The organism is Gilliamella sp. App6-5 (assembly GCF_001690525.1).
GTDB classification, from domain to species: Bacteria; Pseudomonadota; Gammaproteobacteria; order Enterobacterales; family Orbaceae; genus Gilliamella; species Gilliamella apicola_H.
The window spans coordinates 24,729-47,533 of sequence record NZ_LZGT01000050.1 but is presented as its reverse complement, the minus strand read 5'-3'; the positions used below and the strand labels follow the sequence as shown (position 1 = coordinate 47,533).

The following is a 22,805-nucleotide window of genomic DNA, read 5'->3' as shown; positions in this document are numbered from 1 at the left end:
TTTACTTAGAGTAAAGTTCGACGATCAAATGTTCGTTGATGTCAGCAGATAAATCTGAACGTTCTGGTAAGCGTTTAAATACACCTTCCATTTTGCTAGCATCAACTTCTAACCATGTTGGTTTTTCACGTTGTTCAGCTAACTCTAAAGCGGCTTTAATACGTGCTTGTTTTTTTGATTTTTCGCGAACACTAATCACATCTTCTGGTGAAACTTGATAAGATGCAATATTTACAACGCGACCATTAACAAGAACAGCTTTATGACTAACTAATTGACGAGCTTCAGCACGAGTCGCACCAAATCCCATGCGATAAACAACGTTATCTAAGCGACGTTCTAAAAGACCAAGTAGGTTTTCACCGGTATTGCCTTTAATACGCGCAGCGCTTTTATAATAATTACGGAATTGACGTTCTAAAATTCCATAAATACGTCTAACTTTTTGTTTTTCACGTAACTGAACACCATAATCTGATAAACGCGGTTTACGCGCACCATGCTGTCCAGGAGCTTGTTCTAATTTACATTTACTATCAATCGCTCGGACGCCAGACTTAAGGAATAAATCTGTACCTTCACGGCGACTTAATTTGAGTTTTGGTCCCAAATATCTTGCCATTTTATTTCTCCAATAATCCTAAACATTCAATGTTTAAAAAATTAAACACGACGTTTCTTTGGTGGACGACAACCGTTATGAGGAATCGGAGTAACATCAGTAATGTTAGTGATGCGATAACCCGCTGCATTTAATGCACGAATTGTTGACTCACGACCAGGACCAGGTCCTTTAACCATAACTTCTAGGTTCTTAATTCCGTAATCTTTGACGGCTTCAGCACAACGTTCTGCGGCCACTTGAGCTGCAAACGGAGTTGACTTACGAGAGCCACGGAAACCAGAACCACCAGCGGTTGCCCAACCCAACGCATTACCTTGACGATCGGTAATAGTTACGATTGTATTGTTGAATGATGCATGAATATGAGCTATACCATCAGAAACTTGCTTTTTTACACGTTTACGTGTACGAACAGGTGTCTTTGCCATTTAATTATACCTCAATTATTTCTTGATTGGCTTACGCGGTCCCTTACGGGTACGAGCGTTAGTCTTTGTGCGTTGGCCACGGACTGGTAGTCCACGACGATGACGCATGCCACGATAACAACCAAGGTCTAATAAACGCTTGATACTCATAGTTACTTCACGTCGTAAATCACCTTCAACTGTGAATTTAGCGACTTGTTCACGTAACGTTTCAATCTGATCTTCAGATAGTTCTCTGATCTTCACATGTTCAGGAATACCCGCTTGAGCACAAATAGTCTTAGCACGAGTACTTCCAATTCCATAAATTGCTTGTAGAGCAATTACAGCATGTTGTTGATCAGGAATGTTAATGCCTGCTATACGGGCCACTATGCACTCCTTTATTGTTAATGTTTAGCGAATTCACCATACTGAAAAGCCCGTTTTCAGGATACTCAAACAGTGAATTCACAAATAAAACTAGGCTGGCTATTCTAGCCAGCTTTACTATACTTTGGCAAGAAAAATATGCAAAAGCGCAACTTTTCGGCTAAATAAATTAACCTTGACGTTGCTTGTGTTTACCTTCAACGCAAATAACACGAACAATGCCATTACGTTTAATGATTTTACAATTTCTGCATAATTTCTTGACTGAAGCACGAACTTTCATTTTTTTCTCCGTAACTTCTGGCTAACTTATCGACCGTAGCCTTTAAGGTTCGCTTTCTTTAACATTGACTCATAACGATTTGGTATCATTAAAGTCTGTACTTGTGCCATAAAATCCATGATTACAACAACAACAATTAATAAAGATGTTCCACCAAATTGAACAGGAACATTCATTGCACTTGTCATAAACATTGGTACCAAACATACAAAAGTAATGTAGATTGCGCCAATTAGCGTTAAACGAGTCATCACTTTGTCGATATACTTAGATGTTTGTTCACCTGGGCGAATACCTGGAATAAATGCACCAGATTTTTTAAGCTGATCTGCTGTTTCTCTTGGATTGAAAACCAATGCTGTATAAAAGAAACAAAAGAAGACAATCGCTGCTGCAAAAAAGATTATGTATAATGGTTGCTCATGAGAAAAATATTGCTTAATAAGTACAATAATATATCTCCATCCTTCACCATCCCCTTGAAACCAAGAAGCCATCATTGACGGTAACATAGCAATTGTCGAGGCAAATATTGCTGGAATAACACCTGCCATATTAATTTTTAATGGTAAATGTGTACTTTGTGCCGCGTAAACACGGCGACCTTGCTGCCTTTGTGCATAGTTAACAACAATACGTCGTTGACCACGTTCAACAAACACAACAAAATAGGTTACACCAATCACCAATGCAGCAACTACTAATAATAAAATCGGATGCAATGAACCAGAACGAGCTTGTTCAATTGTTTCATATATTGCATGAGGTAGACCAGCCACGATACCCGCAAAGATAATGATGGAAATACCATTACCTACACCTCGCTCTGTGATCTGTTCACCTAGCCACATAAGAAACATAGTGCCAGTAACTAAGCTAACCGATGCAACAAAATAGAAAGAAAATCCCGGATTAATCACAACTTCTTCATAACCAGGAATATTCGGCAAACCAGTCGCAATACCAACTGCCTGTACAATTGCTAAGGCAAGCGTGCCATAACGAGTGTACTGACTAATTTTTTTACGACCCGATTCACCTTCTTTCTTCAATTCTGCAAGTTTAGGGCTAATTGACGTTAATAACTGCACGATAATTGATGCAGAAATATAAGGCATTATCCCTAAAGCAAAAATTGAAGCACGGCTTAAAGCACCACCAGAGAACATATTGAACATACTAACGATACCATCAGACGATGCTTTCGTTAACAAATCCGATAACGCTTTAGTATCAATACCAGGAACAGGAATGTAAGAGCCAAGACGAAAAACAATAAGTGCCAAAAGCACAAACATCAAACGTCTTTTAAGCTCACCACTACCACTTCGTGCACTTTGAAAATCTAATCCTGGTTGCTTTGCCATCTTTCTAATTATTCCTCAATTTTTCCGCCAGCAGCTTCAATTGCAGCTTTAGCACCTTTAGTTACTCGAATACCACGAACAGTTACTGGTTTAGTTACCTCACCAGATAACATAATTTTTGCATATTCGATATGTGAATTAATCACATTAGCAACTTTCAAGCTATTTAGGTCAACAATATCGCCTTCGACTTTCATCAAATCAGAAAGACGAACTTGAGCTGTAACTAGAGCTTTACGTGAGGTAAAACCAAATTTTGGTAAACGACGATATAAAGGCATTTGACCACCTTCAAAGCCGCGACGAACGCCACCGCCTGAACGAGATTTTTGACCTTTAACACCACGGGTACCTGTTTTACCTAGTCCAGAACCGATTCCTCGGCCCAAACGTTTTGGTGCATGCTTTGAACCTTCCGCAGGAGATAAAGTATTTAAACGCATTACTATTACTCCTCTACTTTAACCATGTAATAAACTTGGTTTACCATACCGCGAATAGCCGGAGTATCCTCACGCTCAACAGTATGACCAATACGACGTAATCCAAGACCAACTAACGTCGCTTTGTGCTTCGGTAGACGACCAATAGAACTACGAGTCTGTGTAATTTTAATTGTTTTTGCCATGGTTAATTACCCCAAAATTTCTTCGACGGTTTTACCACGTTTAGCAGCAACCATTTCGGGTGATTTCATATTTTCTAAGCCATCAATCGTTGCACGAACCACATTAATTGGGTTAGTAGAACCATATGCTTTAGCTAGAACGTTACGAACACCAGCAACTTCTAAAACGGCACGCATTGCACCACCAGCGATAATACCAGTACCTTCTGATGCTGGTTGCATATAAACACGAGAACCTGTGTGAGCACCTTTAACTGGATGCTGTAATGTATCGTTATTTAATGCAACATTGATCATATTGCGACGTGCTTTTTCCATTGCTTTTTGAATTGCTGCTGGCACTTCACGTGCTTTACCATATCCAAAACCTACGCGGCCATTACCGTCACCAACAACTGTTAGTGCAGAAAAACTAAAAATACGACCACCTTTTACGGTTTTAGAAACTCGGTTAACTGCGATTAGTTTTTCCTGCAGTTCACCAGCTTGTTTTTCGATGTTTGACATCTTTAACTCCTACCTTAGAACTGTAGGCCAGCTTCGCGAGCAGCATCTGCTAGCGCCTGAACTCGACCATGATATTGGAAACCTGAACGATCAAATGAAACTTCTTTGATATCTTTCGCTAATGCACGTTCAGCAATTGCTTTACCAACCGCCGCTGCTGCATCTTTGTTTCCGGTGTATTTTAAACTTTCACTGATAGCTTTTTCTAATGTAGAAGCAGCTGCCAGTACTTCTGATCCGTTTGGTGCGATAATCTGCGCATAAATATGACGCGGAGTGCGGTGAACCACTAAGCGAGTTGCAAGTAGTTCATGCATCTTGCGACGCGCTTTAGTTGCACGACGGATACGAGCTGATTTCTTATCCATAGTGTTACCTTACTTTTTCTTAGCTTCTTTAGTACGCACAACTTCATCTGCGTAACGAACACCTTTACCTTTATAAGGCTCAGGACGACGATAAGCACGGATATCAGCAGCTACTTGTCCAATTAACTGTTTATCAGCACTTTTTAGCACGATTTCAGTTTGAGAAGGACATTCAGCTGTTACACCTGCAGGTAATTGATGTTCAATTGGATGTGAATATCCAAGAGATAAACCAATTGCATTACCTTTAACTTGTGCACGATAACCGACACCAACTAGCTGAAGTTTTTTAGTAAAACCTTCAGTAACACCAATAACCATTGCGTTAATCAATGCGCGAGCAGTACCTGCTTGAGCCCAAGCATCTGCAAAACCATCACGAGGAGCAAATTTAATTTGACCTTCTTCTTGATTAATCACAACAGCATTATTTATTGTGCGAGATAACTCGCCATTTTTACCTTTAATCGTAATTACCTGACCATTGAGTTTTACCTCTACGCCAGCAGGAACAACGACAGGTGCTTTTGCAACACGAGACATCTTTTTCTCCCTTACGCTACGTAGCAGATAATTTCACCACCAAGACCTGCTTGGCGTGCTGCACGATCAGTCATAACACCTTTAGAAGTAGAAACAACTGCGATACCTAGTCCAGCCATAACTTTTGGTAATTCATCTTTACGTTTATAAATACGTAAACCTGGACGGCTAACACGTTTGATACTTTCTACAACAGCTTTGCCTTGGAAATATTTTAAAGTAATTTCCAATTCTGGCTTAGTGTCACCAACAACTTTATAGTCCCCGATATAACCTTCTTCTTTTAGCACATTGGCAATAGCCACTTTCAGCTTAGAGGAAGGCATGGTGACTGCAACTTTATTCGCAGATTGACCGTTACGAATACGGGTCAACATATCTGCTATAGGATCTTGCATGCTCATCTATAACACTCCCCTGATTACCAACTTGCCTTTTTAAGACCAGGAATCTCACCACGCATGGCTGACTCACGAACCTTAATACGACTTAAACCAAACTTACGAAGGACGCCATGAGGACGACCAGTTTGACGACAACGACGACGTTGACGTGATGGACTAGAATCACGAGGAAGCGTTTGCAATTTAAGCACTGCATTCCAACGATCTTCATCTGATGCATTAAGATCAGAGATAATCGCTTTTAATTCTTGACGCTTTGCAAAATATTTTTCTGCTAGCTTTACGCGTTTTTTATCGCGTTCAATCATTGATTGTTTAGCCATTATGCCCTACCTTACTTACGAAATGGGAAGTTAAAGGCAGATAATAAAGCTCGGCCTTCTTCATCTGATTGTGCACTTGTTGTGATAGTAATATCTAAACCACGAACACGATCAACTTTATCATAATCGATTTCAGGGAAAACGATTTGCTCACGAACACCCATGCTATAGTTACCACGACCATCAAAAGATTTTGCGCTTAAACCACGAAAATCTCGAGTACGAGGAAGAGCAATATAAACTAGACGTTCAAAAAATTCCCACATACGTTCGCCACGTAAAGTGACTTTACAACCAATAGGATACCCTTGACGGATTTTAAAACCAGCAACTGATTTGCGTGCTTTTGTGACAAGCGGTTTTTGACCACTGATTGCAGCTAAATCTGCAACCGCATTATCTAATAATTTCTTATCAGTAATTGCTTCACCCACACCCATATTCAAGGTGATCTTTTCGATCCGAGGGACTTGCATGACAGATTTGTAGCCAAACTGTTCTTGCAGTTTATTTACTACCTGTGCTTTGTAGTAATCATGCAGTTTCGCCATCGTACACTCCAAATTACTTAATTGATTAATTCATTAGTAGACTTATAAAAACGGACTTTTTTACCGTCTTCAATACGAAAGCCTACGCGATCTGCTTTGCCTGTAGCTGGGTTGAAAATTGCTACATTAGAAACATTAATTGCTGCTTCTTTTTCAACAATTCCACCTTCTTGATTTAATGCAGGTACTGGTTTTTGGTGTTTTTTCACCAAATTAATACCTTCAACAATCACTTTCCCTGTAGACAAAACGCTCTTTACTTTACCGCGTTTACCTTTATCTTTACCGGTTAACACGATAACTTCATCTTCTCGACGGATTTTCGCTGCCATTACCCGCTCCTTACAGTACTTCTGGTGCTAATGAAATGATCTTCATAAACTTCTCAGAACGAAGTTCACGAGTGACCGGTCCAAAAATACGCGTACCAATCGGTTGCTCACTGTTATTATTTAAAATAACACAAGCATTACGATCGAAACGAATGACAGATCCATCAGGACGACGAACACCTTTTCTAGTGCGCACTACAACAGCTTTAAGCACATCACCTTTCTTAACTTTACCACGTGGAATTGCTTCTTTAATGGTAACTTTGATGATATCACCTACCGCTGCATAACGACGGTGCGATCCACCGAGAACCTTGATACACATTACGCTACGTGCGCCAGAGTTATCGGCAACATCTAGCCTAGTCTGTTCTTGGATCATTTTAATGCTCCGTATAAATAAATTATTGTCTAATCTACCTTCATCCACTTCAACTACCATGGATAAGAATAGACAACCAAAAACCCACTTACGTGAGTGGCGAATAGTATAACACCACTCAAATAAAATGGATAGCATAAAATAAACGGCCATTGAGCCGTTTATTATATTATGTACAGTTTTTAATCAAAAAGATTAGATAACTGCTTTTTCAACGATTCGAACAAGAGTCCAAGATTTGGTTTTTGATAATGGACGACACTCTTTAATTTCTACAGTATCCCCAATACCACACTCGTTGTTTTCGTCATGTACATGCAATTTAGTCGTACGTTTAATGAACTTACCATATAACGGATGCTTCACTTTACGTTCTATAGCTACAGTAATAGATTTATCCATTTTGTCGCTAATAACACGACCTTGCTGAGTACGAATTTTTACTTCAGTAGTCATATTACGCACCCGCCTTCTCAGTTAATAATGTTTTAACACGTGCAATATTACGACGCACTTGTTTTAACATATGAGTCTGTGTTAACTGACCTCCAGCTAATTGCATACGTAAGTTAAATTGCTCACGTAATAAATTAAGAAGTTCAGTATTTAACTCTTCAACGCTTTTTTCGCGTAGCTCTTTTGCTTTCATTTACATCACCGTCTTAATCACAAAGGTGGTTTTAATTGGCAGTTTTGCAGCTGCCAACGCAAATGCTTCACGAGCAACTTCTTCCGGTACACCGTCCATTTCATAAAGGACTTTACCTGGTTGAATCTGTGCAACCCAGTATTCAACGTTACCCTTACCTTTACCCATACGCACCGCAAGTGGTTTTTCAGTAATTGGTTTATCAGGGAAAACTCGAATCCAGATTTTACCTTGACGCTTAACTGCACGAGTCATTGCACGACGTGCCGCTTCGATCTGGCGCGCAGTCAAACGACCACGACCTACAGCCTTAAGACCGAATGTACCGAAACTAACATCAGTACTTACAGCAAGACCACGATTGCGGCCCTTGTGCACTTTACGGAATTTTGTACGCTTTGGTTGTAACATCAGCGACGCTCCTTATTGTTTTCGGCCTTTGCGCTGCTTTTTCGGTTGAGCAGCAGGTTGTTTTTCTGCTTGTTCAACGGCAGCCATACCACCAAGGATCTCACCTTTGAAGATCCACACTTTAACACCAATAATACCATAGGTAGTTAATGCTTCAGACAATCCATAGTCGATGTCAGCACGTAAAGTATGTAAAGGCACACGTCCTTCACGATACCATTCACTACGAGCAATTTCAGCGCCGCCTAAACGACCACTTACTTCAACTTTGATACCTTTAGCACCCGCTTTCATTGCGTTTTGTACCGCACGTTTCATCGCACGACGGAACATAACACGGCGTTCTAACTGAGAAGTAATGCTATCAGCAACTAATTTTGCGTCTAGTTCTGGTTTACGAACTTCGGCAATATTAATTTGTACTGCAACATCACGTTTCTCTTTTTTGTCTTTATATTTATTGACAATAGAAGCTACGGCATTACGTAATTTTTCAACGTCCTCACCTTTTTTACCAATCACAATACCCGGACGAGCAGTGTGAATAGTAATGCGAACGTTAGTTTCTGCTGAACGATCGATCACAATCTTAGAGATTGATGCTTGTGCTAATTCTTTGTTCAAGAATTGACGCACTCTAAAATCACTTTCTAAATTATCAGCGAATGTCTTTGTACCCGAATACCATGTAGATGTCCAAGGCTTGACAATGCCTAATCGGATACCATTTGGATTTACTTTTTGACCCATTGCTATTCTCCAGCCTAGCGATCTGAGACGATCACGGTGATGTGACTCGTACGCTTCAAAATTCGATCTGCGCGACCTTTCGCACGAGGCATAATACGCTTCATGGTTGGGCCTTCGTCTACGAAAATTTTCGCAACTTTTAGATCATCAATATCAGCACCATCGTTATGCTCTGCATTAGCAATAGCAGACTCTAATACTTTTTTAACAAGTACAGCCGCTTTTTTATTGGTGTACGTTAAAATATCTAGTGCCTGAGACACTTTCTTACCGCGAACAAGATCTGCAACTAAGCGAACTTTTTGTGCAGAAGAACGAGCGTGGCGGTACTTTGCAATTGTTTCCATCTCTTTCTCCTACTTATTTCTTCTTAGCTTTCTTATCAGCTGCGTGACCGCGATAAGTACGAGTCGGCGCGAATTCACCCAATTTATGCCCAACCATTTCGTCGGAAACATAAACTGGAACGTGCTGACGACCATTATGGACAGCGATGGTCAATCCGATCATATTAGGAAAGATCGTTGAACGACGGGACCAAGTACGAATTGGTTTCTTGTCCCCGCTTTCCACCGCTTTCTCTACCTTCTTCAGCAAGTGTAGGTCAATGAAAGGACCCTTCTTGAGAGAACGTGGCATAGCTAATCCTCTATATTAATTATTTCTTATTGCGACGGCGAACAATATACTTATCAGTACGTTTGTTGCTACGCGTTTTCAATCCTTTGGCTTTTTGACCCCATGGAGACACAGGATGTTTACCAAAGTTACGACCTTCACCACCACCATGTGGATGGTCTACCGGGTTCATTGCTGTACCGCGAACAGTAGGACGAACACCACGCCAACGCGTTGCACCCGCTTTACCTAATACACGAAGCATATGCTCTGAATTACCCACTTCACCAATAGTAGCACGGCAATCAGATAATACTTTACGCATTTCACCTGAACGCAAACGCAATGTGACATATGCACCATCACGCGCAACGATTTGAACATAACTACCAGCAGAGCGAGCAAGTTGTCCGCCTTTACCTGGTTTCATTTCAATATTATGCACGGTAGAACCGACTGGGATATTGCGCATTGGTAAACAGTTACCTGTTTTAATTGATGCGTCAACGCCAGATTGGATCTGATCACCTGCTTTTAAGCCTTTAGGCGCTAAAATATAACGACGTTCACCGTCTTTATATAAAACTAATGCAATATTTGCACTACGATTTGGATCGTATTCCAAACGTTCAACAACTGCTGGAATACCATCTTTATTGCGCTTAAAGTCGACAATACGATAATGTTGTTTATGACCACCACCAATATGACGGGTAGTGATTCGACCATTATTATTGCGACCACCAGTTTTGCTTTTTGAATCAAGCAACGGTGCATAAGGCTTACCTTTATGCAACTCTGGGTTAACCACTTTAACAACGTGGCGACGACCCGGAGATGTAGGTTTACACTTAACAACTGCCATTGTTCTTACTCCTCCGAATTACTCAGCGACGCCAGCAAGGTCTAAATTTTGACCTTCTGCTAAAGTAACGTAAGCTTTTTTCCAGTCGCTACGGCGACCGATTTGTTGACCACGACGTTTAACTTTACCTTTAACAACAAGGGTATTAACGTCATCTACTTTAACTTCAAATAGTTGTTCAACTGCGGCTTTAATCTCTCTCTTAGTAGCATCTTTAGCAACTTTCAATACTAATGTATTTGTTTTTTCCATTGAAATAGATGCTTTTTCAGAAACATGTGGTGCTCGCAGGACTTTAAGCAGACGCTCTTCACGAATCATGCTAACATCTCCTCTACTTGTTTAACGGCATCAACAGTGATAACCACTTTGTCAAATGCAATCAAACTAACTGGATCAATACCTGCCACATCACGCACATCAACTTTATGCAAGTTACGTGCTGCTAAGAAAAGATTTTCATCAACTTCAGAAGCGATAATAAGAACATCGTTAAGGTTCATATCATTTAATTTCTGAGTTAATAATTTAGTCTTAGGTGCTTCAACAGTAAATGTTTCAACCACAACTAAACGTTCTTGACGCACTAATTCAGAGAAAATACTTTTTAATGCACCACGATACATTTTACGGTTAACTTTTTGGCTATGATCTTGCGGTTTTGCTGCAAATGTTACACCACCACTGCGCCAAATTGGGCTCTTAACAGAACCTGAACGAGCACGACCTGTGCCTTTTTGACGCCATGGTTTTTTGCCTGAACCAGCGATTTCTGCACGAGTTTTTTGTGCGCGTGAGCCTTGACGAGCAGCAGATGCATAAGCAACAACTACTTGGTGAACTAACGCTTCATTAAACTCACGTCCGAAGGTAGTTTCGGAAACAGAAAGCGCTTGCGCGTCTTTTACTACTAATTCCATCTCTATCTCCTCGACGTTAAGCCTTGATTGCCGGTTTAACAATTACGTCACTATTGATTGCGCCAGGAACTGCACCTTTAATTAATAAAAGATTACGTTCAGCATCAACACGCACAATATCTAAGTTCTGAACGGTTACACGTTCATTACCTAGGTGACCTGCCATTTTACGACCTTTAAACACTTTACCCGGAGTTTGGTTTTGACCAATAGAGCCATGACCACGGTGTGCCAAAGAGTTACCATGAGTTGCATCTTGAGTACGGAAATTCCAACGCTTAGTGACGCCAGCAAAACCTTTACCTTTAGATGTTCCAGTAACATCAACTTTTTTAACGTCTGTGAAAATATCAACGTTAATACTTTGACCTACAGCGAATTCGCCTTCTTCAAAACGGAATTCCCATAGACCACGACCAGCTTCAACGCCAGCCTTAGCGAAATGACCTGCTTCAGGTTTGTTTACGCGGCTTGCTTTTTTACTGCCAGTAGTAACCTGAATAGCTTGATAACCATCATTCTCAAGGGTTTTTACTTGAGTAATACGGTTGCTTTGAACTTCTACTACGGTGACAGGAATAGAAACACCTTCTTCGGTGAAGATACGTGTCATTCCTACTTTACGACCGATTAAACCAATCATTGTTTCGACCTCTCAATCATTCAGCTTAGGATTAACCTAAACTGATCTGCACATCAACACCGGCAGCAAGATCTAGACGCATTAAAGCATCAACTGTTTTTTCAGTTGGCTCAACGATATCAACTAGACGTTTATGAGTGCGAATCTCGTATTGATCACGCGCATCTTTATTAACGTGCGGAGAAATCAATACAGTAAAACGCTCTTTGCGTGTCGGTAATGGAATAGGACCACGAACTTGCGCACCAGTGCGCTTCGCAGTTTCTACAATTTCAGCAGTTGATTGATCAATCAAACGATGATCAAACGCTTTTAACCGGATACGGATTCTTTGGTTCGACATGAGACCAGAGCTCCATTATTTAAAAGTTATAACAAAAGACTACTCCTCTTTCCCTGTTTCGATTGACAGGAGAGTGTAATCCGTTCTTTTTCGTAACCCCCAAATCGGGAGTATTGTTGATATAATTAGCTATTTTCTATATAACGATTATATCTTTTTATCATTTGCTTATAGAAAGGCAATAAACAAAGTGGATGGATTATACCCCTTTAGTTAACTAACGGCAAGAAATAAATACAGATATTTGGGTTTAAAGATAAAGCGTTTTTTCTGGTTATTGATTTACAAACATCAAATTTCAATCAAATAACCAGATTTAATATTAATTTTTATAGTGAACTATAATGGGTATCATTCGTCATTATGATAGCGAGTTAATGATCTTCTTTAGCATGATTAAGGCTATATCTTGGAATCTCGACTTCTAGATCTTGATTCGTAACGCGAGCTTGGCAACTTAAACGGCTATGAGGTTCAACACCCCACGCTTTGTCTAACATGTCATCTTCCTGCTCATCACTTTCTTCTAAAGAATCGAACCCTTTGCGAACAATACAGTGACATGTAGAACAAGCACATGACATTTCACACGCATGCTCAATTTCAATATCATTGCGCAATGCCACTTCTAAAATAGATTCGCCTTCCTGCGCCTCAACAGTTTTTCCATCTGGGCAAAGATCGGCATTCGGTAAAAAAGTAATTTTTGGCATAATAATCTCGTTAGTTAAATATCATCAACTCTATGACCAGTTAAAGCATGACGAATAGACCTATCCATTCGCTTGGCAGCAAAATCTTGTGTCAGGTTATCAACAATTTTTATTTGCTTTTCAATTGCGTAACTATTATCTGATTCACTCGCTACTTGTAATTGATGCTTAGCTGCTAAAATCAGGCTCAACTCCTTTTCATTTAATAAGTCAGCATCTTTATCTAAAGCGCTTTGTAAGCTTTCAAGTACTCTAGCTGCCTCAACTTTTTGTTCAGCAAGCATTCGAATCTGTTTATCTTGCTCTGCATTACTGATTGAATCTTGAATCATATCGGCAATTTCATTCTCAGTTAATCCATATGAAGGTTTTACTTGGATAGCAGCTTCAATACCCGTTGATTTTTCCATTGCTGTAACATTTAATAAACCATCGGCATCAACTTGAAAAGTCACCCTAATGTGCGCGCCACCGGCTGGCATTGGTGGGATACCTTGCAATGTAAAACGAGCCAACGATCGACAGTCAGAGACACTTTCACGTTCTCCTTGTAAAACATGAATCATCATCGCAGTTTGACCATCTTTAAAAGTGGTAAACTCTTGAGCCCTTGCACATGGAATCGTACTATTACGTGGAATGATTTTTTCAACCAATTCGCCCATGATTTCAATGCCTAACGACAATGGGATCACATCAAGCAATAACATATCCGAATCAGGTTTATTTCCAACCAAAATATCAGCTTGAATAGCTGCACCAATGGCAACTACTTTATCAGGATCAATAGATGTTAACGGATGTGTTTTGAAATAATGTCCCACTGATTGCCGAACTAATGGCACGCGAGTAGAGCCACCAACCATAACAACTTCAACCACTTCATCCACACTAATCTCTGCATCTTTTAACGCTCGGCGACAAACGGCCAAAGTACGTTTAACCAATGGCTCAATTAATTGTTGAAATTGCTGGCGGGTAATAGTCAATGACTGATTATCAAGCGACAATACAGCCGAATCTTGACGACTCAGTAAAATCTTTATTTCAGTCGCTTGATTACTGATTTTTTGATTAATATAAGGGTCTATATTATTAACTAACCCTAATTCCCTTTTTATATAGTCAGCCAGTAACCGATCAAAATCATCACCACCAAGTGCAGAATCACCACCGGTTGCTAGGACTTCAAAAACACCTTTATTTAAGCGTAAAATAGAAATATCAAAAGTACCACCACCTAAATCATAAACAGCGATAACACCTTCTTTTCCTGAATCTAAACCATAGGCAATAGCAGCAGCTGTGGGCTCATTGAGTAAACGCAATACATGCAAGCCAGCTAACTTTGCAGCATCTTTCGTTGCTTGCCGTTGTGCATCATCAAAATAGGCTGGCACAGTAATAACTACACCATCAATTTCACCTTGCAAACTCTCTTTTGCTCGCTCAGCTAAAGCGGTGAGAATTTCAGATGAAACTTGTATCGGATTGACTTGAACATTAGACAAGTTTAATAAAGGAACACCATTTTCAGTTTGCGAAAAAGTATAAGGAAAATGCGATAAATCTATATCAGATAAACTTCGCCCCATTAATCGCTTAATAGAGCTGACAGTATTTTGCGGATCATTAACGGCATTGTTTTTAGCATTTTTTCCAATTGTAATAATAGGGTTATCATCATAATCAACACCATAATGCACAACGGATGGTAACAGTGAATCACCTTCTAAATCAGGTAATACCTCTGCTTTTCCGCTTCGAACCGTTGCTACTAGTGAATTGGTTGTACCAAGATCAATCCCCACCGCAAGGCGACGCTGATGTGGTAGTGGAGTTTGCCCTGGTTCACTGATCTGTAATAATACCATTTAATCTATCTCTATCGATACGTTACTTATTTTAAATTATAAATCAAATTGCTTTTCTTGTAACTTTTCGATTTGTTCAATCAACCTAGCAAGATAGCGGATTTTATAGATCTGATTAAGTGCAGTTGACCAATCTTGATTAGCAATAAATTGTAATAATCCGTTATAAACAATATTCTGTCGCGCAACAACCTCAGCTTGAAAATCATCTAATAATTCAAAATTCCCTTTACTCTCTATTTCATCAAGCCTTTCACGTAAAACAAATTGCTCCATTAAAAAATCGGCATCATGAATAATATTTTGTTCAGTTGCCACATCAAAACCTTGTAGAGATAAAAAATACTCGGCAGCTTTGATTGGATTTTTTAACGTATGGTAACCATCATTAATGGTTGCTGATTTTTGAACAATTGCCACTTTATCATTATCGGTTGCAACGGCAAAATTATCTGGGTGATATTGCTTTTGCAATTGTTGATAACAAGTCGTTAGCTCAGCGGTATTCACCGGTAATTGAACCGGCAAATTAAATAGCTCAAAGTAATTAACCATAATTATTGTGTCCAATTACACATTAAAGCTTTCACCGCAACCACATTCGTGTTGCACATTAGGATTATTAAACTTGAAACCTTCGTTTAATCCTTCTTTAACAAAATCAAGTTCAGTGCCATCAATATAGACTAAGCTCTTTTTATCCACGATAACTTTGACTTGTTTGTCTTCAAAGACACTATCATCATCATTAATCACATCGGCAAACTCTAAAACATACGCCATACCAGAACAACCGGATGTTTTAACACCTAATCGTAACCCAATACCTTTTCCTCGATTGGCAAGGAAAGCTTGGACACGATCAGCTGCGCTATTAGTCAATGTGATTGCCATTAGCGTTGTCCTTTTTTGGTTTTATAGTCTTCAATAGCTGCTTTAATTGCATCTTCCGCTAGTATCGAACAATGAATTTTTACTGGGGGTAAAGCAAGCTCCTTAGCAATATCCGTATTTTTGATCGCTCCAGCTTCGTCTAATGATTTACCTTTTATCCATTCTGTAACCAAGGAACTTGATGCAATTGCACTACCACAACCATAAGTTTTGAACTTAGCATCTTCAATAATCCCATTATCATTCACTTTGATTTGTAGACGCATCACATCGCCACACGCTGGTGCGCCAACCATACCGCTACCAACATTAGGATCATTTTGATCAAATGAACCAACATTACGTGGGTTTTCATAATGATCAACGACTTTTTCACTATATGCCATAATTTACTCCTAATTTTAATGTGCTGACCATTTAATTTTTGTTAAATCAATGCCATCTTTAAACATTTCCCAAAGTGGCGATAAATCTCTTAATTTTCCAATAGATTCTTTAATTAATTTAATAACATAATCAATTTCTTCTTCTTTGGTAAAACGGCCAATAGAAAAACGAATTGAACTATGCGCAAGCTCATCATTCAGACCTAATGCTCGAAGTACATAAGAGGGTTCCAAACTTGCAGATGTACAAGCTGAACCCGATGAAACGGCTAAATCTTTTAAAGCCATCATCAATGATTCACCTTCAATATAAGCAAAGCTCACATTTAAAATATTTGGCACACTATGTTCTAAAGATCCATTAAGATAGACTTCTTCAATATCTTTTAAACCATTCCATAAACGGTTTTTTAGGGCTAATAAGCGTGGCATTTCGGTTGCCATCTCTTCTTTAGCAATACGATATGCTTCGCCCATCCCTACAATTTGGTGTACAGGTAAAGTACCTGAGCGCATCCCACGTTCATGGCCACCACCGTGTATTTGTGCTTCAATGCGCACACGTGGTTTACGTCTTACATAAAGCCCACCAATACCTTTTGGCCCATAAATTTTATGACCCGAAAATGACATTAAATCAACTTTTAAGTTGGTCACATCAATGGGTAATTTACCAACCGATTGTGTTGCATCAACATGAAAAACAATGCCTCGCTCACGACACATCTCACCAATTTTTTCAATATCTTGCATTACACCTGTTTCGTTATTAACATGCATAATTGAAACAACGGTTGTATCACTGCGCATTGCTGCTGCAAGTTTATCTAGATCGAGTATACCATTAGATTCTGGTGCTAAATAAGTCACTTCATAACCTTCTCGCTCAAGTTGGCGACAAGTATCAAGCACAGCCTTGTGCTCAGTTTTACAAGTAATAATATGCTTACCTTTGGCTTGATTAAAATGAGCAGCACCTTTGATTGCTAAATTATCGGCTTCAGTTGCACCTGACGTAAAAACGATTTCACGAGAATCTGCTCCGATAAGATCGGCAATTTGATTACGTGCAATATCAACGGCTTCTTCCGCTTGCCAACCAAATTTATGGGAACGAGATGCCGGATTACCAAATATACCGTCTGGCGTTAAATATTGCATCATTTTTTCAGCAACTCTAGGATCTACGGGCGTTGTCGCTGCGTAATCCATATAAATAGGTAGTTTCATTAATTACTCCAATGACAAATTCTGTATTGTATATTTTATTAATTAATTTGAACGTGTTGTATATTACTTTGTCGACTAGCTACGGCTTTAACTTCTTTATTATTGACTAGTTCACTCAATGTAATGCTCGTTAAAAAGTCCTCAATTCGTTCACTTAAATCATTCCATAGTGTATGAGTTAAACACCTAACACCGCCTTGGCATCCATCTTGCCCGTGACATTTTGTTGCATGCACTGTCTCATCGACAGCTTTAACAATTGAACTAATAGCTATTTGATCCATAGAACGGCTCAGTATATAACCACCGCCAGGACCTCTGACACTCTGAACCAAACCATTTTTTCGTAATCGAGCAAACAATTGTTCCAGATAAGAAAGTGAAATTTCTTGACGCTCTGAAATATCAGCAAGTGATACCGGTCCTGAATCAGCGTGTAGAGCAACATCAAGCATTGCCGTCACCGCATATCGTCCTTTTGATGTCAGTTTCATTGATTATTCCCCTATATTTGTTAACGCTTATTGTATATATCCTCTTAATTTAGTCAAGTATTTAGTTGAGTGTTTTAGTAGGAATTAAGCGGTAGTTCATCATCGACGAATCATAGCTTAATATGCTAATCTAATAAAAATGAATTCTCATAGGGGGTTAAAGGATGAAATTAGTTTTACGTTATTTTTTAATAATAGGCCTACTGTTCACAAGTAACACTTACGCGACTGATTCTCAAAAGGCGCTACGAGAACATTATCAAAGATGGCTTAATTATTATCAATCACTGACTTTTGAAGAACAGCAAACATTGCTCACTGCCATAAAAGATTATCCACTATATCCCTATGCTGCTGTACAGTTTTTTCAGAATAATATTAGATTAGTTTCACCACAAATGGTAAGTGATTTTGTCAAAAAATATAATGACTTTCCGCTAACCGCTACATTAACGCAATCTTATCTAACGGAATTAAGCAATCGTCAAGATTGGAATACAATCGTTTCATTCCCCAAAGATAATTCCACACTCTCTAAGTGTCGCTATCAATATGCATTGCTACAACAAGGAAATAACGAGGCGGCCTTTAGTGCTATTGAATCCCTTTGGATGACCGGTAAAGAACTTCCTTCTGCATGCGATCCATTACTCGATGCATGGGCTCAAGCAGGTAAGCGAACAGCTAATTTAGTACTATTACGTATTGAACTGGCTATTGAAGCAAATAATTTAAAATTAGCCAGACATCTAGCTAACTTACTTGATGACAACTACAAAACAACCAAAAGTCATTTACTTGCTGTACTTGATAATCCTAAAAAATTAGAAGCTTTTTCAAAAAATATTAAAGCTAGCCCTTTCACTAAAAAGATCGTTCTAGCATCATTTTCTCGCTTAGTAAAAGCAGATAGCAACTTAGCGGCATCGTTATTGCCAAAACTAGTTAAACAGCAAACGTTAAGTGAAGCTGAGCAAGTTGCATTACAAAAGAGTTTGGCTAACAGCTACTTTAAAGATTCTGCAACTGATGAACAAATTAAATGGCGTGATAACTATATTGCCAAATATCATGATACTACATTAGTCGAAAAGCGCATCCGCCTTGCTATCGATGCCTATAACTTTACTGACATTGCCTATTGGCTAGCACAATTATCGCCGGAAGATAAATTGAAAGAAGAATGGCAATATTGGCGAGCTCGAGTATTACTCAATAAAAATCAAAAAAATGAAGCTAACCAAATTTTACAAACACTAACAACCAAACGTGGATTTTATGGTATGGTAAGCGCACAAACACTTAATCAACCTTATTCGCTCAATAACCAATCTAAAAAGATTACACCATCTGAAATATCAACACTAAAAACCAAATATGATAATCAACCCTATGTAAAAAGAATCAACGAATTATATTATTTTGGTATGGTATCTGAATCAAGCAACGAATGGCGATATATGTTAAATAGGCAAACCAACAAAAATGAATATTTAGCATTAGCTCAATATGCCTTACAAAAAGGCTGGGGTGATCTTAGTATTCAAGCAACCATTGTTGGTAAGCTTTGGAATAACTGGACTGAACGTTTACCGATTATGTACAAGGACTTATATAACAATGCATTAAAAGATAAAGCGATTGCGTTATCTTATGCTTTAGCTATTTCTCGTCAAGAAAGTGCGCTGGATACCACTGCCAAATCCCCTGCCGGCGCCCGCGGACTTATGCAATTAATGCCTGCGACAGCAAAAGAAACCGCTAAAAAAGTTAATTCAGTCACTTATGTTTCATCGGGACAATTGTTTGATCCTAAAACGAATATAGAATTAGGTACTTCCTATTTAAACACTGTTTATCAACAAAATGAAAATAATCGTATATTGTCTTCAGCAGCTTATAATGCAGGCCCTAATCGTGTAAAAAGATGGCTTAATAATAGTCATGGAAAACTGGATGCTATTGCATTTATTGATAGCATACCGTTTACCGAAACGCGTAATTATGTGAAAAATGTATTGGTATATGATTACATTTACCAAATAATCTTAGGGCAAAAAAATGTCAATATTCTTAATTCAAATGAATTTAATAAACAATATTAATGGTGATTATAATGAAAACTAACGAATGGAAACAGACAGTTGCAATATTACACCAAGCATTTAACGATGGTTATTCACTTGATATATTAAAATTATTAATGACCGCTGATGAGCGCGACGCTTTAATTACTCGCGTCAAAATTGTACATTCATTACTTGATGGTTCAATCAATCAACGCCAACTAAAAGAGCAACTTGGGATAGGAATTGCAACTGTAACACGTGGATCGAACAGTCTAAAAGAAGTAACCCCAGAATTCAAAAAATGGTTAGAAAATATCTTTTTAAATTCAAATAATTAAATACATCAGTCAATATCTATTAACCGATTTTTATATCACACTATACTATAAATTGGGTTGGATATTGACTTCACTTTCAGTAACAACCGGCACACAATAATCACATTCCATACGGGTGATATCCTTAACCGATTCGGCGGTGCCATCATGATGGTTATGATGAATTTCAATTACACAACTAGAGCTACGCAAACGTACTTTTAATGCTGGCATAGCAGCTAAATGCACTTGCGAAATAAAATCACTAAACTCATCAGGAGAGCCAATATATTTAAAACAAAGATACAAGCCACCCTCACTCACAACCTGTTCAATACTTTCAAGATTATTATTATGATCTAAAGCAATGGTATAAAGAAGCTCTTGTTCATTAGCATTCTCTTTGCTTTTCAATATACGGCTAAAAGCATAAATTTTATCTGGTAGATTTTCACATTTATGGTTACAGCGAGATATATAATTATAAAAAAATTGCGATCTTAGTTTATTTTCTTCATCCAATAATTGACTCAAATTACAATTATTCTTAAAGGTGATACCCCAAAAAGTTTTTTGAGGCATATTCACAAATTTTGGCTCGGGCAATGAAAGTCGATTTTTATTAAGCTCAATAGCTGGTGTTAACCCTGTAGGATCCCAAAATTCCCCCCGACGGTAACTTGCTGGAGTTTCATTAAATTGTTTTTTAAAAGATCGAGTAAATGTTTGCTGGGAATCAAAACGATATTGCATTGCAATATCTAAAATGGGTTTACTTGTCATACGTAAAGCAAGTGCGGCATAAGTTAAACGACGATGACGAATATAAGTACCAAGAACTTGGCCTGTGACTTCTTTAAACATACGTTGTAAATGCCACTTTGAATAACCTGATTTTTGTGCAACATGATCAATAGATAATGGTTGTTCCAAATTTTTTTCAATCCAAACGATAAGATCTGAAATAATACTCACTTGATTCATATAACCCCATCAGAATATCAAATGGCAAACGTCATCCGATTATGACTTAATCCCAGCAATAAGCAAGGCTTAAATAAAAATTATTTTCTTCATTTTTAGCAAAAAGAATGCGATCCAGCTTGATGTTCAGTAATATCTTTTACACCAGCAAGTTCAGGAAACTCTGCCATTAATTGTTTTTCAATACCTTCTTTCAAAGTGTAATCAACCATTGAACAACCATTACATCCTCCGCCAAATTGCAATATAACATAATTATCGTCGGTCAACTCAACTAAACTCACATGCCCGCCATGACTAGCTAACTGAGGATTAACCTGCGCTTGAATTGCATAATTAACACGTTCAATAAGTGGTGCATCATCAGCCACTTTTTTCATTTTTGAATTTGGTGCTTTTAATGTTAACTGCGAACCTAACTCATCAGTCACATAATCAATAACCGTTTCTTCTAAAAATGGTGCACTCATTTCATCAATATAAACAGAAAAATCAGCAAACGTTTCTTCTATGTCGCTATCTTCTACAGTATCAGCCGGACAATAAGAAACCCCACATTCTGCGCTTGGCGTACCGGGATTCATAACAAAGACCCGAATTTGTGTTCCTTCAGGTTGATTAGCAAGCAATTTTTTAAAGTGCTGTTGAGCTGACTCAGAAATAGTGATAATAGACATAATCCCTCACTTTAATATAATTAGGTAATAAACAGACCTAATATCATTGATAATAATAGTTGACTAACTTTCTTGGTTATTATAGGGGTTGTTCAGGATTTTACAATACTGTACGACATAAACAAACTACATGAACACTTGTTGCACCACATTTTTTTAGTTGCTGACTAATGGCATTAATCGTATTACCAGTTGTAACGATATCGTCAATAAGCATGACCGATTTATGAGAAAGATCTTGGTGGCACATAAAAAGCGTTTCGACATTAGCAATTCGTTCTGTAAGCGATAGATTTTTTTGATCTTGCATAGTTGGCTTTCGAGATAACAAATAAGGAGAAAAGTCACGATTTAACCATCTTGCAATCGGTTTTGCTAATAATTCAGCTTGATTAAAACCACGAGACCAATAACGAATATGGTGCAATGGCACACAAGTGACCAAATCAGGTTTAATTAAAGCATCGACTTCTCGCCGTTGATACCAAGCTAAAAACATCAATCTTGCCAATGCAGTATTCAGTTCAATTTTTCTATAGAACTTTAAATGATGAATCAATTTTTTTAGTGGATTAATATATTCAGAAACAGCAATAAGCTCATCCCAGTATGGTTTCTTTGCACAGCAACGATAACATATATCAGTCGATAAAGAATGCGGCAAACAGCACTGATGACAGACCTTATTAAATTTAGGTAAATTTTTAACACATTGACAACAAATACCCTGATGAGGCAAAGATAAGGGCATATCACACAAAACACACCGCATAGGATCCTATATACTTATTGGTAAAAAAGTTTCAGGTAACATGACGTTGCAATATAAAAACTAAAGCCATAAAAAACCATTTT

The 22,805-nt window shown here is 38.4% G+C and carries 38 protein-coding genes; 2 read left to right on the top strand and 36 right to left on the bottom strand.

Features of this window, described 5'->3' with window-relative positions; translation table 11 throughout:
• Window position 1 precedes the first annotated feature (1 nt).
• From rpsD to iscR, 33 genes are all read right to left on the bottom strand, one after another.
• Window positions 2–622 carry a 30S ribosomal protein S4 gene (rpsD, locus tag A9G24_RS06660; RefSeq protein WP_034911134.1) on the bottom strand — a complete coding sequence of 207 codons (621 nt, stop codon included), beginning with the start codon at window positions 620–622 and terminating at the stop codon, window positions 2–4.
• 41 nt (window positions 623–663) lie between these two features.
• Complete coding sequence (rpsK, locus tag A9G24_RS06655) at window positions 664–1,053, bottom strand: 30S ribosomal protein S11 (protein ID WP_025314405.1); 390 nt, start codon at window positions 1,051–1,053, stop codon at window positions 664–666.
• A gap of 15 nt (window positions 1,054–1,068) precedes the next feature.
• A complete protein-coding gene (gene rpsM, locus A9G24_RS06650; RefSeq protein WP_065638313.1) occupies window positions 1,069–1,425 on the bottom strand; it encodes a 30S ribosomal protein S13 in 357 nt (118 codons plus the stop codon).
• 169 nt (window positions 1,426–1,594) lie between these two features.
• A complete protein-coding gene (rpmJ, locus tag A9G24_RS06645; protein WP_025314403.1) occupies window positions 1,595–1,708 on the bottom strand; it encodes a 50S ribosomal protein L36 in 114 nt (37 codons plus the stop codon).
• 26 nt (window positions 1,709–1,734) lie between these two features.
• The gene (gene secY, locus A9G24_RS06640; RefSeq protein WP_065638312.1) at window positions 1,735–3,075 is read right to left on the bottom strand and encodes a preprotein translocase subunit SecY; all 1,341 of its coding nucleotides are present in this window, start codon (window positions 3,073–3,075) and stop codon (window positions 1,735–1,737) included.
• 8 nt (window positions 3,076–3,083) lie between these two features.
• A complete protein-coding gene (rplO, locus tag A9G24_RS06635; RefSeq protein WP_065567153.1) occupies window positions 3,084–3,518 on the bottom strand; it encodes a 50S ribosomal protein L15 in 435 nt (144 codons plus the stop codon).
• A gap of 5 nt (window positions 3,519–3,523) precedes the next feature.
• Entirely contained in the window at window positions 3,524–3,703 is a 180-nt protein-coding gene (gene rpmD, locus A9G24_RS06630) for a 50S ribosomal protein L30 (RefSeq protein ID WP_025314400.1), read from the bottom strand.
• Window positions 3,704–3,709: 6 nt separating this feature from the next.
• Entirely contained in the window at window positions 3,710–4,210 is a 501-nt protein-coding gene (gene rpsE / locus A9G24_RS06625; protein ID WP_025314399.1) for a 30S ribosomal protein S5, read from the bottom strand.
• Window positions 4,211–4,224: 14 nt separating this feature from the next.
• Entirely contained in the window at window positions 4,225–4,578 is a 354-nt protein-coding gene (gene rplR / locus A9G24_RS06620) for a 50S ribosomal protein L18 (protein WP_025314398.1), read from the bottom strand.
• A gap of 9 nt (window positions 4,579–4,587) precedes the next feature.
• Complete coding sequence (gene rplF / locus A9G24_RS06615) at window positions 4,588–5,121, bottom strand: 50S ribosomal protein L6 (RefSeq protein ID WP_065638311.1); 534 nt, start codon at window positions 5,119–5,121, stop codon at window positions 4,588–4,590.
• An 11-nt stretch (window positions 5,122–5,132) separates the two neighbouring features.
• A complete protein-coding gene (rpsH, locus tag A9G24_RS06610; RefSeq protein WP_065567155.1) occupies window positions 5,133–5,525 on the bottom strand; it encodes a 30S ribosomal protein S8 in 393 nt (130 codons plus the stop codon).
• Window positions 5,526–5,542: 17 nt separating this feature from the next.
• Complete coding sequence (gene rpsN, locus A9G24_RS06605; RefSeq protein WP_025314395.1) at window positions 5,543–5,848, bottom strand: 30S ribosomal protein S14; 306 nt, start codon at window positions 5,846–5,848, stop codon at window positions 5,543–5,545.
• A gap of 11 nt (window positions 5,849–5,859) precedes the next feature.
• Entirely contained in the window at window positions 5,860–6,399 is a 540-nt protein-coding gene (gene rplE, locus A9G24_RS06600; RefSeq protein ID WP_065558584.1) for a 50S ribosomal protein L5, read from the bottom strand.
• Window positions 6,400–6,416: 17 nt separating this feature from the next.
• On the bottom strand, window positions 6,417–6,731 hold the full coding sequence (rplX, locus tag A9G24_RS06595) for a 50S ribosomal protein L24 (RefSeq protein ID WP_065561017.1): 315 nt from the start codon (window positions 6,729–6,731) through the stop codon (window positions 6,417–6,419).
• Window positions 6,732–6,741: 10 nt separating this feature from the next.
• Window positions 6,742–7,113: a 50S ribosomal protein L14 gene (gene rplN / locus A9G24_RS06590; RefSeq protein WP_025314392.1), complete on the bottom strand. Its 372-nt coding sequence runs from the start codon at window positions 7,111–7,113 to the stop codon at window positions 6,742–6,744.
• A gap of 195 nt (window positions 7,114–7,308) precedes the next feature.
• Window positions 7,309–7,569 carry a 30S ribosomal protein S17 gene (rpsQ, locus tag A9G24_RS06585; protein WP_034911151.1) on the bottom strand — a complete coding sequence of 87 codons (261 nt, stop codon included), beginning with the start codon at window positions 7,567–7,569 and terminating at the stop codon, window positions 7,309–7,311.
• Window position 7,570: 1 nt separating this feature from the next.
• Window positions 7,571–7,762: a 50S ribosomal protein L29 gene (gene rpmC / locus A9G24_RS06580; RefSeq protein WP_034902373.1), complete on the bottom strand. Its 192-nt coding sequence runs from the start codon at window positions 7,760–7,762 to the stop codon at window positions 7,571–7,573.
• Complete coding sequence (gene rplP / locus A9G24_RS06575; protein ID WP_034911153.1) at window positions 7,763–8,173, bottom strand: 50S ribosomal protein L16; 411 nt, start codon at window positions 8,171–8,173, stop codon at window positions 7,763–7,765.
• Between the two features lie 12 nt (window positions 8,174–8,185).
• Complete coding sequence (gene rpsC, locus A9G24_RS06570; protein ID WP_065638310.1) at window positions 8,186–8,923, bottom strand: 30S ribosomal protein S3; 738 nt, start codon at window positions 8,921–8,923, stop codon at window positions 8,186–8,188.
• A 14-nt stretch (window positions 8,924–8,937) separates the two neighbouring features.
• Window positions 8,938–9,270, bottom strand: coding sequence for a 50S ribosomal protein L22 (rplV, locus tag A9G24_RS06565; protein ID WP_034884235.1), 333 nt, complete (start codon window positions 9,268–9,270; stop codon window positions 8,938–8,940).
• A 13-nt stretch (window positions 9,271–9,283) separates the two neighbouring features.
• Window positions 9,284–9,562: a 30S ribosomal protein S19 gene (gene rpsS / locus A9G24_RS06560; RefSeq protein ID WP_024496505.1), complete on the bottom strand. Its 279-nt coding sequence runs from the start codon at window positions 9,560–9,562 to the stop codon at window positions 9,284–9,286.
• Window positions 9,563–9,581: 19 nt separating this feature from the next.
• Window positions 9,582–10,406 carry a 50S ribosomal protein L2 gene (rplB, locus tag A9G24_RS06555; protein WP_065558580.1) on the bottom strand — a complete coding sequence of 275 codons (825 nt, stop codon included), beginning with the start codon at window positions 10,404–10,406 and terminating at the stop codon, window positions 9,582–9,584.
• An 18-nt stretch (window positions 10,407–10,424) separates the two neighbouring features.
• The gene (gene rplW / locus A9G24_RS06550) at window positions 10,425–10,727 is read right to left on the bottom strand and encodes a 50S ribosomal protein L23 (protein ID WP_034885052.1); all 303 of its coding nucleotides are present in this window, start codon (window positions 10,725–10,727) and stop codon (window positions 10,425–10,427) included.
• Complete coding sequence (rplD, locus tag A9G24_RS06545) at window positions 10,724–11,326, bottom strand: 50S ribosomal protein L4 (protein WP_065638309.1); 603 nt, start codon at window positions 11,324–11,326, stop codon at window positions 10,724–10,726. Before rplD ends, rplW begins: the two co-directional genes overlap by 4 nt.
• A 16-nt stretch (window positions 11,327–11,342) precedes the next feature.
• Window positions 11,343–11,969, bottom strand: a complete 627-nt coding sequence (rplC, locus tag A9G24_RS06540) for a 50S ribosomal protein L3 (RefSeq protein ID WP_065634454.1) — start codon at window positions 11,967–11,969, stop codon at window positions 11,343–11,345.
• A 31-nt stretch (window positions 11,970–12,000) separates the two neighbouring features.
• On the bottom strand, window positions 12,001–12,312 hold the full coding sequence (gene rpsJ, locus A9G24_RS06535) for a 30S ribosomal protein S10 (protein WP_006120582.1): 312 nt from the start codon (window positions 12,310–12,312) through the stop codon (window positions 12,001–12,003).
• A 374-nt stretch (window positions 12,313–12,686) separates the two neighbouring features.
• Complete coding sequence (gene fdx, locus A9G24_RS06530; RefSeq protein ID WP_065638308.1) at window positions 12,687–13,025, bottom strand: ISC system 2Fe-2S type ferredoxin; 339 nt, start codon at window positions 13,023–13,025, stop codon at window positions 12,687–12,689.
• A 14-nt stretch (window positions 13,026–13,039) separates the two neighbouring features.
• Window positions 13,040–14,899: a Fe-S protein assembly chaperone HscA gene (hscA, locus tag A9G24_RS06525; protein ID WP_065638307.1), complete on the bottom strand. Its 1,860-nt coding sequence runs from the start codon at window positions 14,897–14,899 to the stop codon at window positions 13,040–13,042.
• A 36-nt stretch (window positions 14,900–14,935) separates the two neighbouring features.
• A complete protein-coding gene (gene hscB / locus A9G24_RS06520) occupies window positions 14,936–15,454 on the bottom strand; it encodes a Fe-S protein assembly co-chaperone HscB (RefSeq protein ID WP_065638306.1) in 519 nt (172 codons plus the stop codon).
• A gap of 15 nt (window positions 15,455–15,469) precedes the next feature.
• Window positions 15,470–15,793 carry an iron-sulfur cluster assembly protein IscA gene (gene iscA, locus A9G24_RS06515; RefSeq protein ID WP_065638305.1) on the bottom strand — a complete coding sequence of 108 codons (324 nt, stop codon included), beginning with the start codon at window positions 15,791–15,793 and terminating at the stop codon, window positions 15,470–15,472.
• Complete coding sequence (gene iscU / locus A9G24_RS06510; protein WP_065586702.1) at window positions 15,793–16,179, bottom strand: Fe-S cluster assembly scaffold IscU; 387 nt, start codon at window positions 16,177–16,179, stop codon at window positions 15,793–15,795. The genes iscA and iscU overlap by 1 nt, the downstream gene beginning before the upstream one ends.
• Window positions 16,180–16,194: 15 nt before the next feature.
• Window positions 16,195–17,409, bottom strand: a complete 1,215-nt coding sequence (locus A9G24_RS06505) for an IscS subfamily cysteine desulfurase (protein ID WP_065638304.1) — start codon at window positions 17,407–17,409, stop codon at window positions 16,195–16,197.
• A gap of 38 nt (window positions 17,410–17,447) precedes the next feature.
• The gene (gene iscR, locus A9G24_RS06500) at window positions 17,448–17,903 is read right to left on the bottom strand and encodes a Fe-S cluster assembly transcriptional regulator IscR (RefSeq protein WP_065638303.1); all 456 of its coding nucleotides are present in this window, start codon (window positions 17,901–17,903) and stop codon (window positions 17,448–17,450) included.
• 164 nt (window positions 17,904–18,067) lie between these two features.
• Here iscR and sltY point away from each other — a divergent pair, with 164 nt between their 5' ends.
• The gene (gene sltY, locus A9G24_RS06495) at window positions 18,068–20,008 is read left to right on the top strand and encodes a murein transglycosylase (protein ID WP_065638302.1); all 1,941 of its coding nucleotides are present in this window, start codon (window positions 18,068–18,070) and stop codon (window positions 20,006–20,008) included.
• A gap of 11 nt (window positions 20,009–20,019) precedes the next feature.
• A complete protein-coding gene (trpR, locus tag A9G24_RS06490; protein ID WP_218056241.1) occupies window positions 20,020–20,310 on the top strand; it encodes a trp operon repressor in 291 nt (96 codons plus the stop codon).
• Window positions 20,311–20,355: 45 nt separating this feature from the next.
• On the opposite strand, the gene robA is transcribed toward trpR, so the two are convergent.
• The 3 genes from robA to A9G24_RS06475 all read right to left on the bottom strand — a co-directional run bounded on the left by robA (window position 20,356) and on the right by A9G24_RS06475 (window position 22,614).
• Window positions 20,356–21,273, bottom strand: a complete 918-nt coding sequence (gene robA / locus A9G24_RS06485; RefSeq protein ID WP_065638300.1) for an MDR efflux pump AcrAB transcriptional activator RobA — start codon at window positions 21,271–21,273, stop codon at window positions 20,356–20,358.
• 95 nt (window positions 21,274–21,368) lie between these two features.
• The gene (gene nfuA / locus A9G24_RS06480) at window positions 21,369–21,944 is read right to left on the bottom strand and encodes a Fe-S biogenesis protein NfuA (RefSeq protein ID WP_065638327.1); all 576 of its coding nucleotides are present in this window, start codon (window positions 21,942–21,944) and stop codon (window positions 21,369–21,371) included.
• A 106-nt stretch (window positions 21,945–22,050) separates the two neighbouring features.
• Complete coding sequence (locus A9G24_RS06475) at window positions 22,051–22,614, bottom strand: phosphoribosyltransferase family protein (protein WP_176701171.1); 564 nt, start codon at window positions 22,612–22,614, stop codon at window positions 22,051–22,053.
• Window positions 22,615–22,805 lie beyond the last annotated feature (191 nt).

Bases quoted from the DNA above. Each gene is read 5' to 3' on its own strand.
- rpsD (WP_034911134.1), bottom strand. From the start codon at position 622: ATGGCAAGATATTTGGGACCAAAACTCAAATTAAGTCGCCGTGAAGGT.
- rpsK (WP_025314405.1), bottom strand. From the start codon at position 1,053: ATGGCAAAGACACCTGTTCGTACACGTAAACGTGTAAAAAAGCAAGTT.
- rpmJ (WP_025314403.1), bottom strand. From the start codon at position 1,708: ATGAAAGTTCGTGCTTCAGTCAAGAAATTATGCAGAAATTGTAAAATC.
- secY (WP_065638312.1), bottom strand. From the start codon at position 3,075: ATGGCAAAGCAACCAGGATTAGATTTTCAAAGTGCACGAAGTGGTAGT.
- rplO (WP_065567153.1), bottom strand. From the start codon at position 3,518: ATGCGTTTAAATACTTTATCTCCTGCGGAAGGTTCAAAGCATGCACCA.
- rpmD (WP_025314400.1), bottom strand. From the start codon at position 3,703: ATGGCAAAAACAATTAAAATTACACAGACTCGTAGTTCTATTGGTCGT.
- rpsE (WP_025314399.1), bottom strand. From the start codon at position 4,210: ATGTCAAACATCGAAAAACAAGCTGGTGAACTGCAGGAAAAACTAATC.
- rplR (WP_025314398.1), bottom strand. From the start codon at position 4,578: ATGGATAAGAAATCAGCTCGTATCCGTCGTGCAACTAAAGCGCGTCGC.
- rplF (WP_065638311.1), bottom strand. From the start codon at position 5,121: ATGTCTCGTGTTGCAAAAGCACCTGTCGTTGTTCCTGCTGGCGTAGAG.
- rpsH (WP_065567155.1), bottom strand. From the start codon at position 5,525: ATGAGCATGCAAGATCCTATAGCAGATATGTTGACCCGTATTCGTAAC.
- rpsN (WP_025314395.1), bottom strand. From the start codon at position 5,848: ATGGCTAAACAATCAATGATTGAACGCGATAAAAAACGCGTAAAGCTA.
- rplE (WP_065558584.1), bottom strand. From the start codon at position 6,399: ATGGCGAAACTGCATGATTACTACAAAGCACAGGTAGTAAATAAACTG.
- rplX (WP_065561017.1), bottom strand. From the start codon at position 6,731: ATGGCAGCGAAAATCCGTCGAGAAGATGAAGTTATCGTGTTAACCGGT.
- rplN (WP_025314392.1), bottom strand. From the start codon at position 7,113: ATGATCCAAGAACAGACTAGGCTAGATGTTGCCGATAACTCTGGCGCA.
- rpsQ (WP_034911151.1), bottom strand. From the start codon at position 7,569: ATGACTACTGAAGTAAAAATTCGTACTCAGCAAGGTCGTGTTATTAGC.
- rpmC (WP_034902373.1), bottom strand. From the start codon at position 7,762: ATGAAAGCAAAAGAGCTACGCGAAAAAAGCGTTGAAGAGTTAAATACT.
- rplP (WP_034911153.1), bottom strand. From the start codon at position 8,173: ATGTTACAACCAAAGCGTACAAAATTCCGTAAAGTGCACAAGGGCCGC.
- rpsC (WP_065638310.1), bottom strand. From the start codon at position 8,923: ATGGGTCAAAAAGTAAATCCAAATGGTATCCGATTAGGCATTGTCAAG.
- rplV (WP_034884235.1), bottom strand. From the start codon at position 9,270: ATGGAAACAATTGCAAAGTACCGCCACGCTCGTTCTTCTGCACAAAAA.
- rpsS (WP_024496505.1), bottom strand. From the start codon at position 9,562: ATGCCACGTTCTCTCAAGAAGGGTCCTTTCATTGACCTACACTTGCTG.
- rplB (WP_065558580.1), bottom strand. From the start codon at position 10,406: ATGGCAGTTGTTAAGTGTAAACCTACATCTCCGGGTCGTCGCCACGTT.
- rplW (WP_034885052.1), bottom strand. From the start codon at position 10,727: ATGATTCGTGAAGAGCGTCTGCTTAAAGTCCTGCGAGCACCACATGTT.
- rplD (WP_065638309.1), bottom strand. From the start codon at position 11,326: ATGGAATTAGTAGTAAAAGACGCGCAAGCGCTTTCTGTTTCCGAAACT.
- rplC (WP_065634454.1), bottom strand. From the start codon at position 11,969: ATGATTGGTTTAATCGGTCGTAAAGTAGGAATGACACGTATCTTCACC.
- rpsJ (WP_006120582.1), bottom strand. From the start codon at position 12,312: ATGTCGAACCAAAGAATCCGTATCCGGTTAAAAGCGTTTGATCATCGT.
- fdx (WP_065638308.1), bottom strand. From the start codon at position 13,025: ATGCCAAAAATTACTTTTTTACCGAATGCCGATCTTTGCCCAGATGGA.
- hscA (WP_065638307.1), bottom strand. From the start codon at position 14,899: ATGGTATTATTACAGATCAGTGAACCAGGGCAAACTCCACTACCACAT.
- hscB (WP_065638306.1), bottom strand. From the start codon at position 15,454: ATGGTTAATTACTTTGAGCTATTTAATTTGCCGGTTCAATTACCGGTG.
- iscA (WP_065638305.1), bottom strand. From the start codon at position 15,793: ATGGCAATCACATTGACTAATAGCGCAGCTGATCGTGTCCAAGCTTTC.
- iscU (WP_065586702.1), bottom strand. From the start codon at position 16,179: ATGGCATATAGTGAAAAAGTCGTTGATCATTATGAAAACCCACGTAAT.
- A9G24_RS06505 (WP_065638304.1), bottom strand. From the start codon at position 17,409: ATGAAACTACCTATTTATATGGATTACGCAGCGACAACGCCCGTAGAT.
- iscR (WP_065638303.1), bottom strand. From the start codon at position 17,903: ATGAAACTGACATCAAAAGGACGATATGCGGTGACGGCAATGCTTGAT.
- sltY (WP_065638302.1), top strand. From the start codon at position 18,068: ATGAAATTAGTTTTACGTTATTTTTTAATAATAGGCCTACTGTTCACA.
- trpR (WP_218056241.1), top strand. From the start codon at position 20,020: ATGAAAACTAACGAATGGAAACAGACAGTTGCAATATTACACCAAGCA.
- robA (WP_065638300.1), bottom strand. From the start codon at position 21,273: ATGAATCAAGTGAGTATTATTTCAGATCTTATCGTTTGGATTGAAAAA.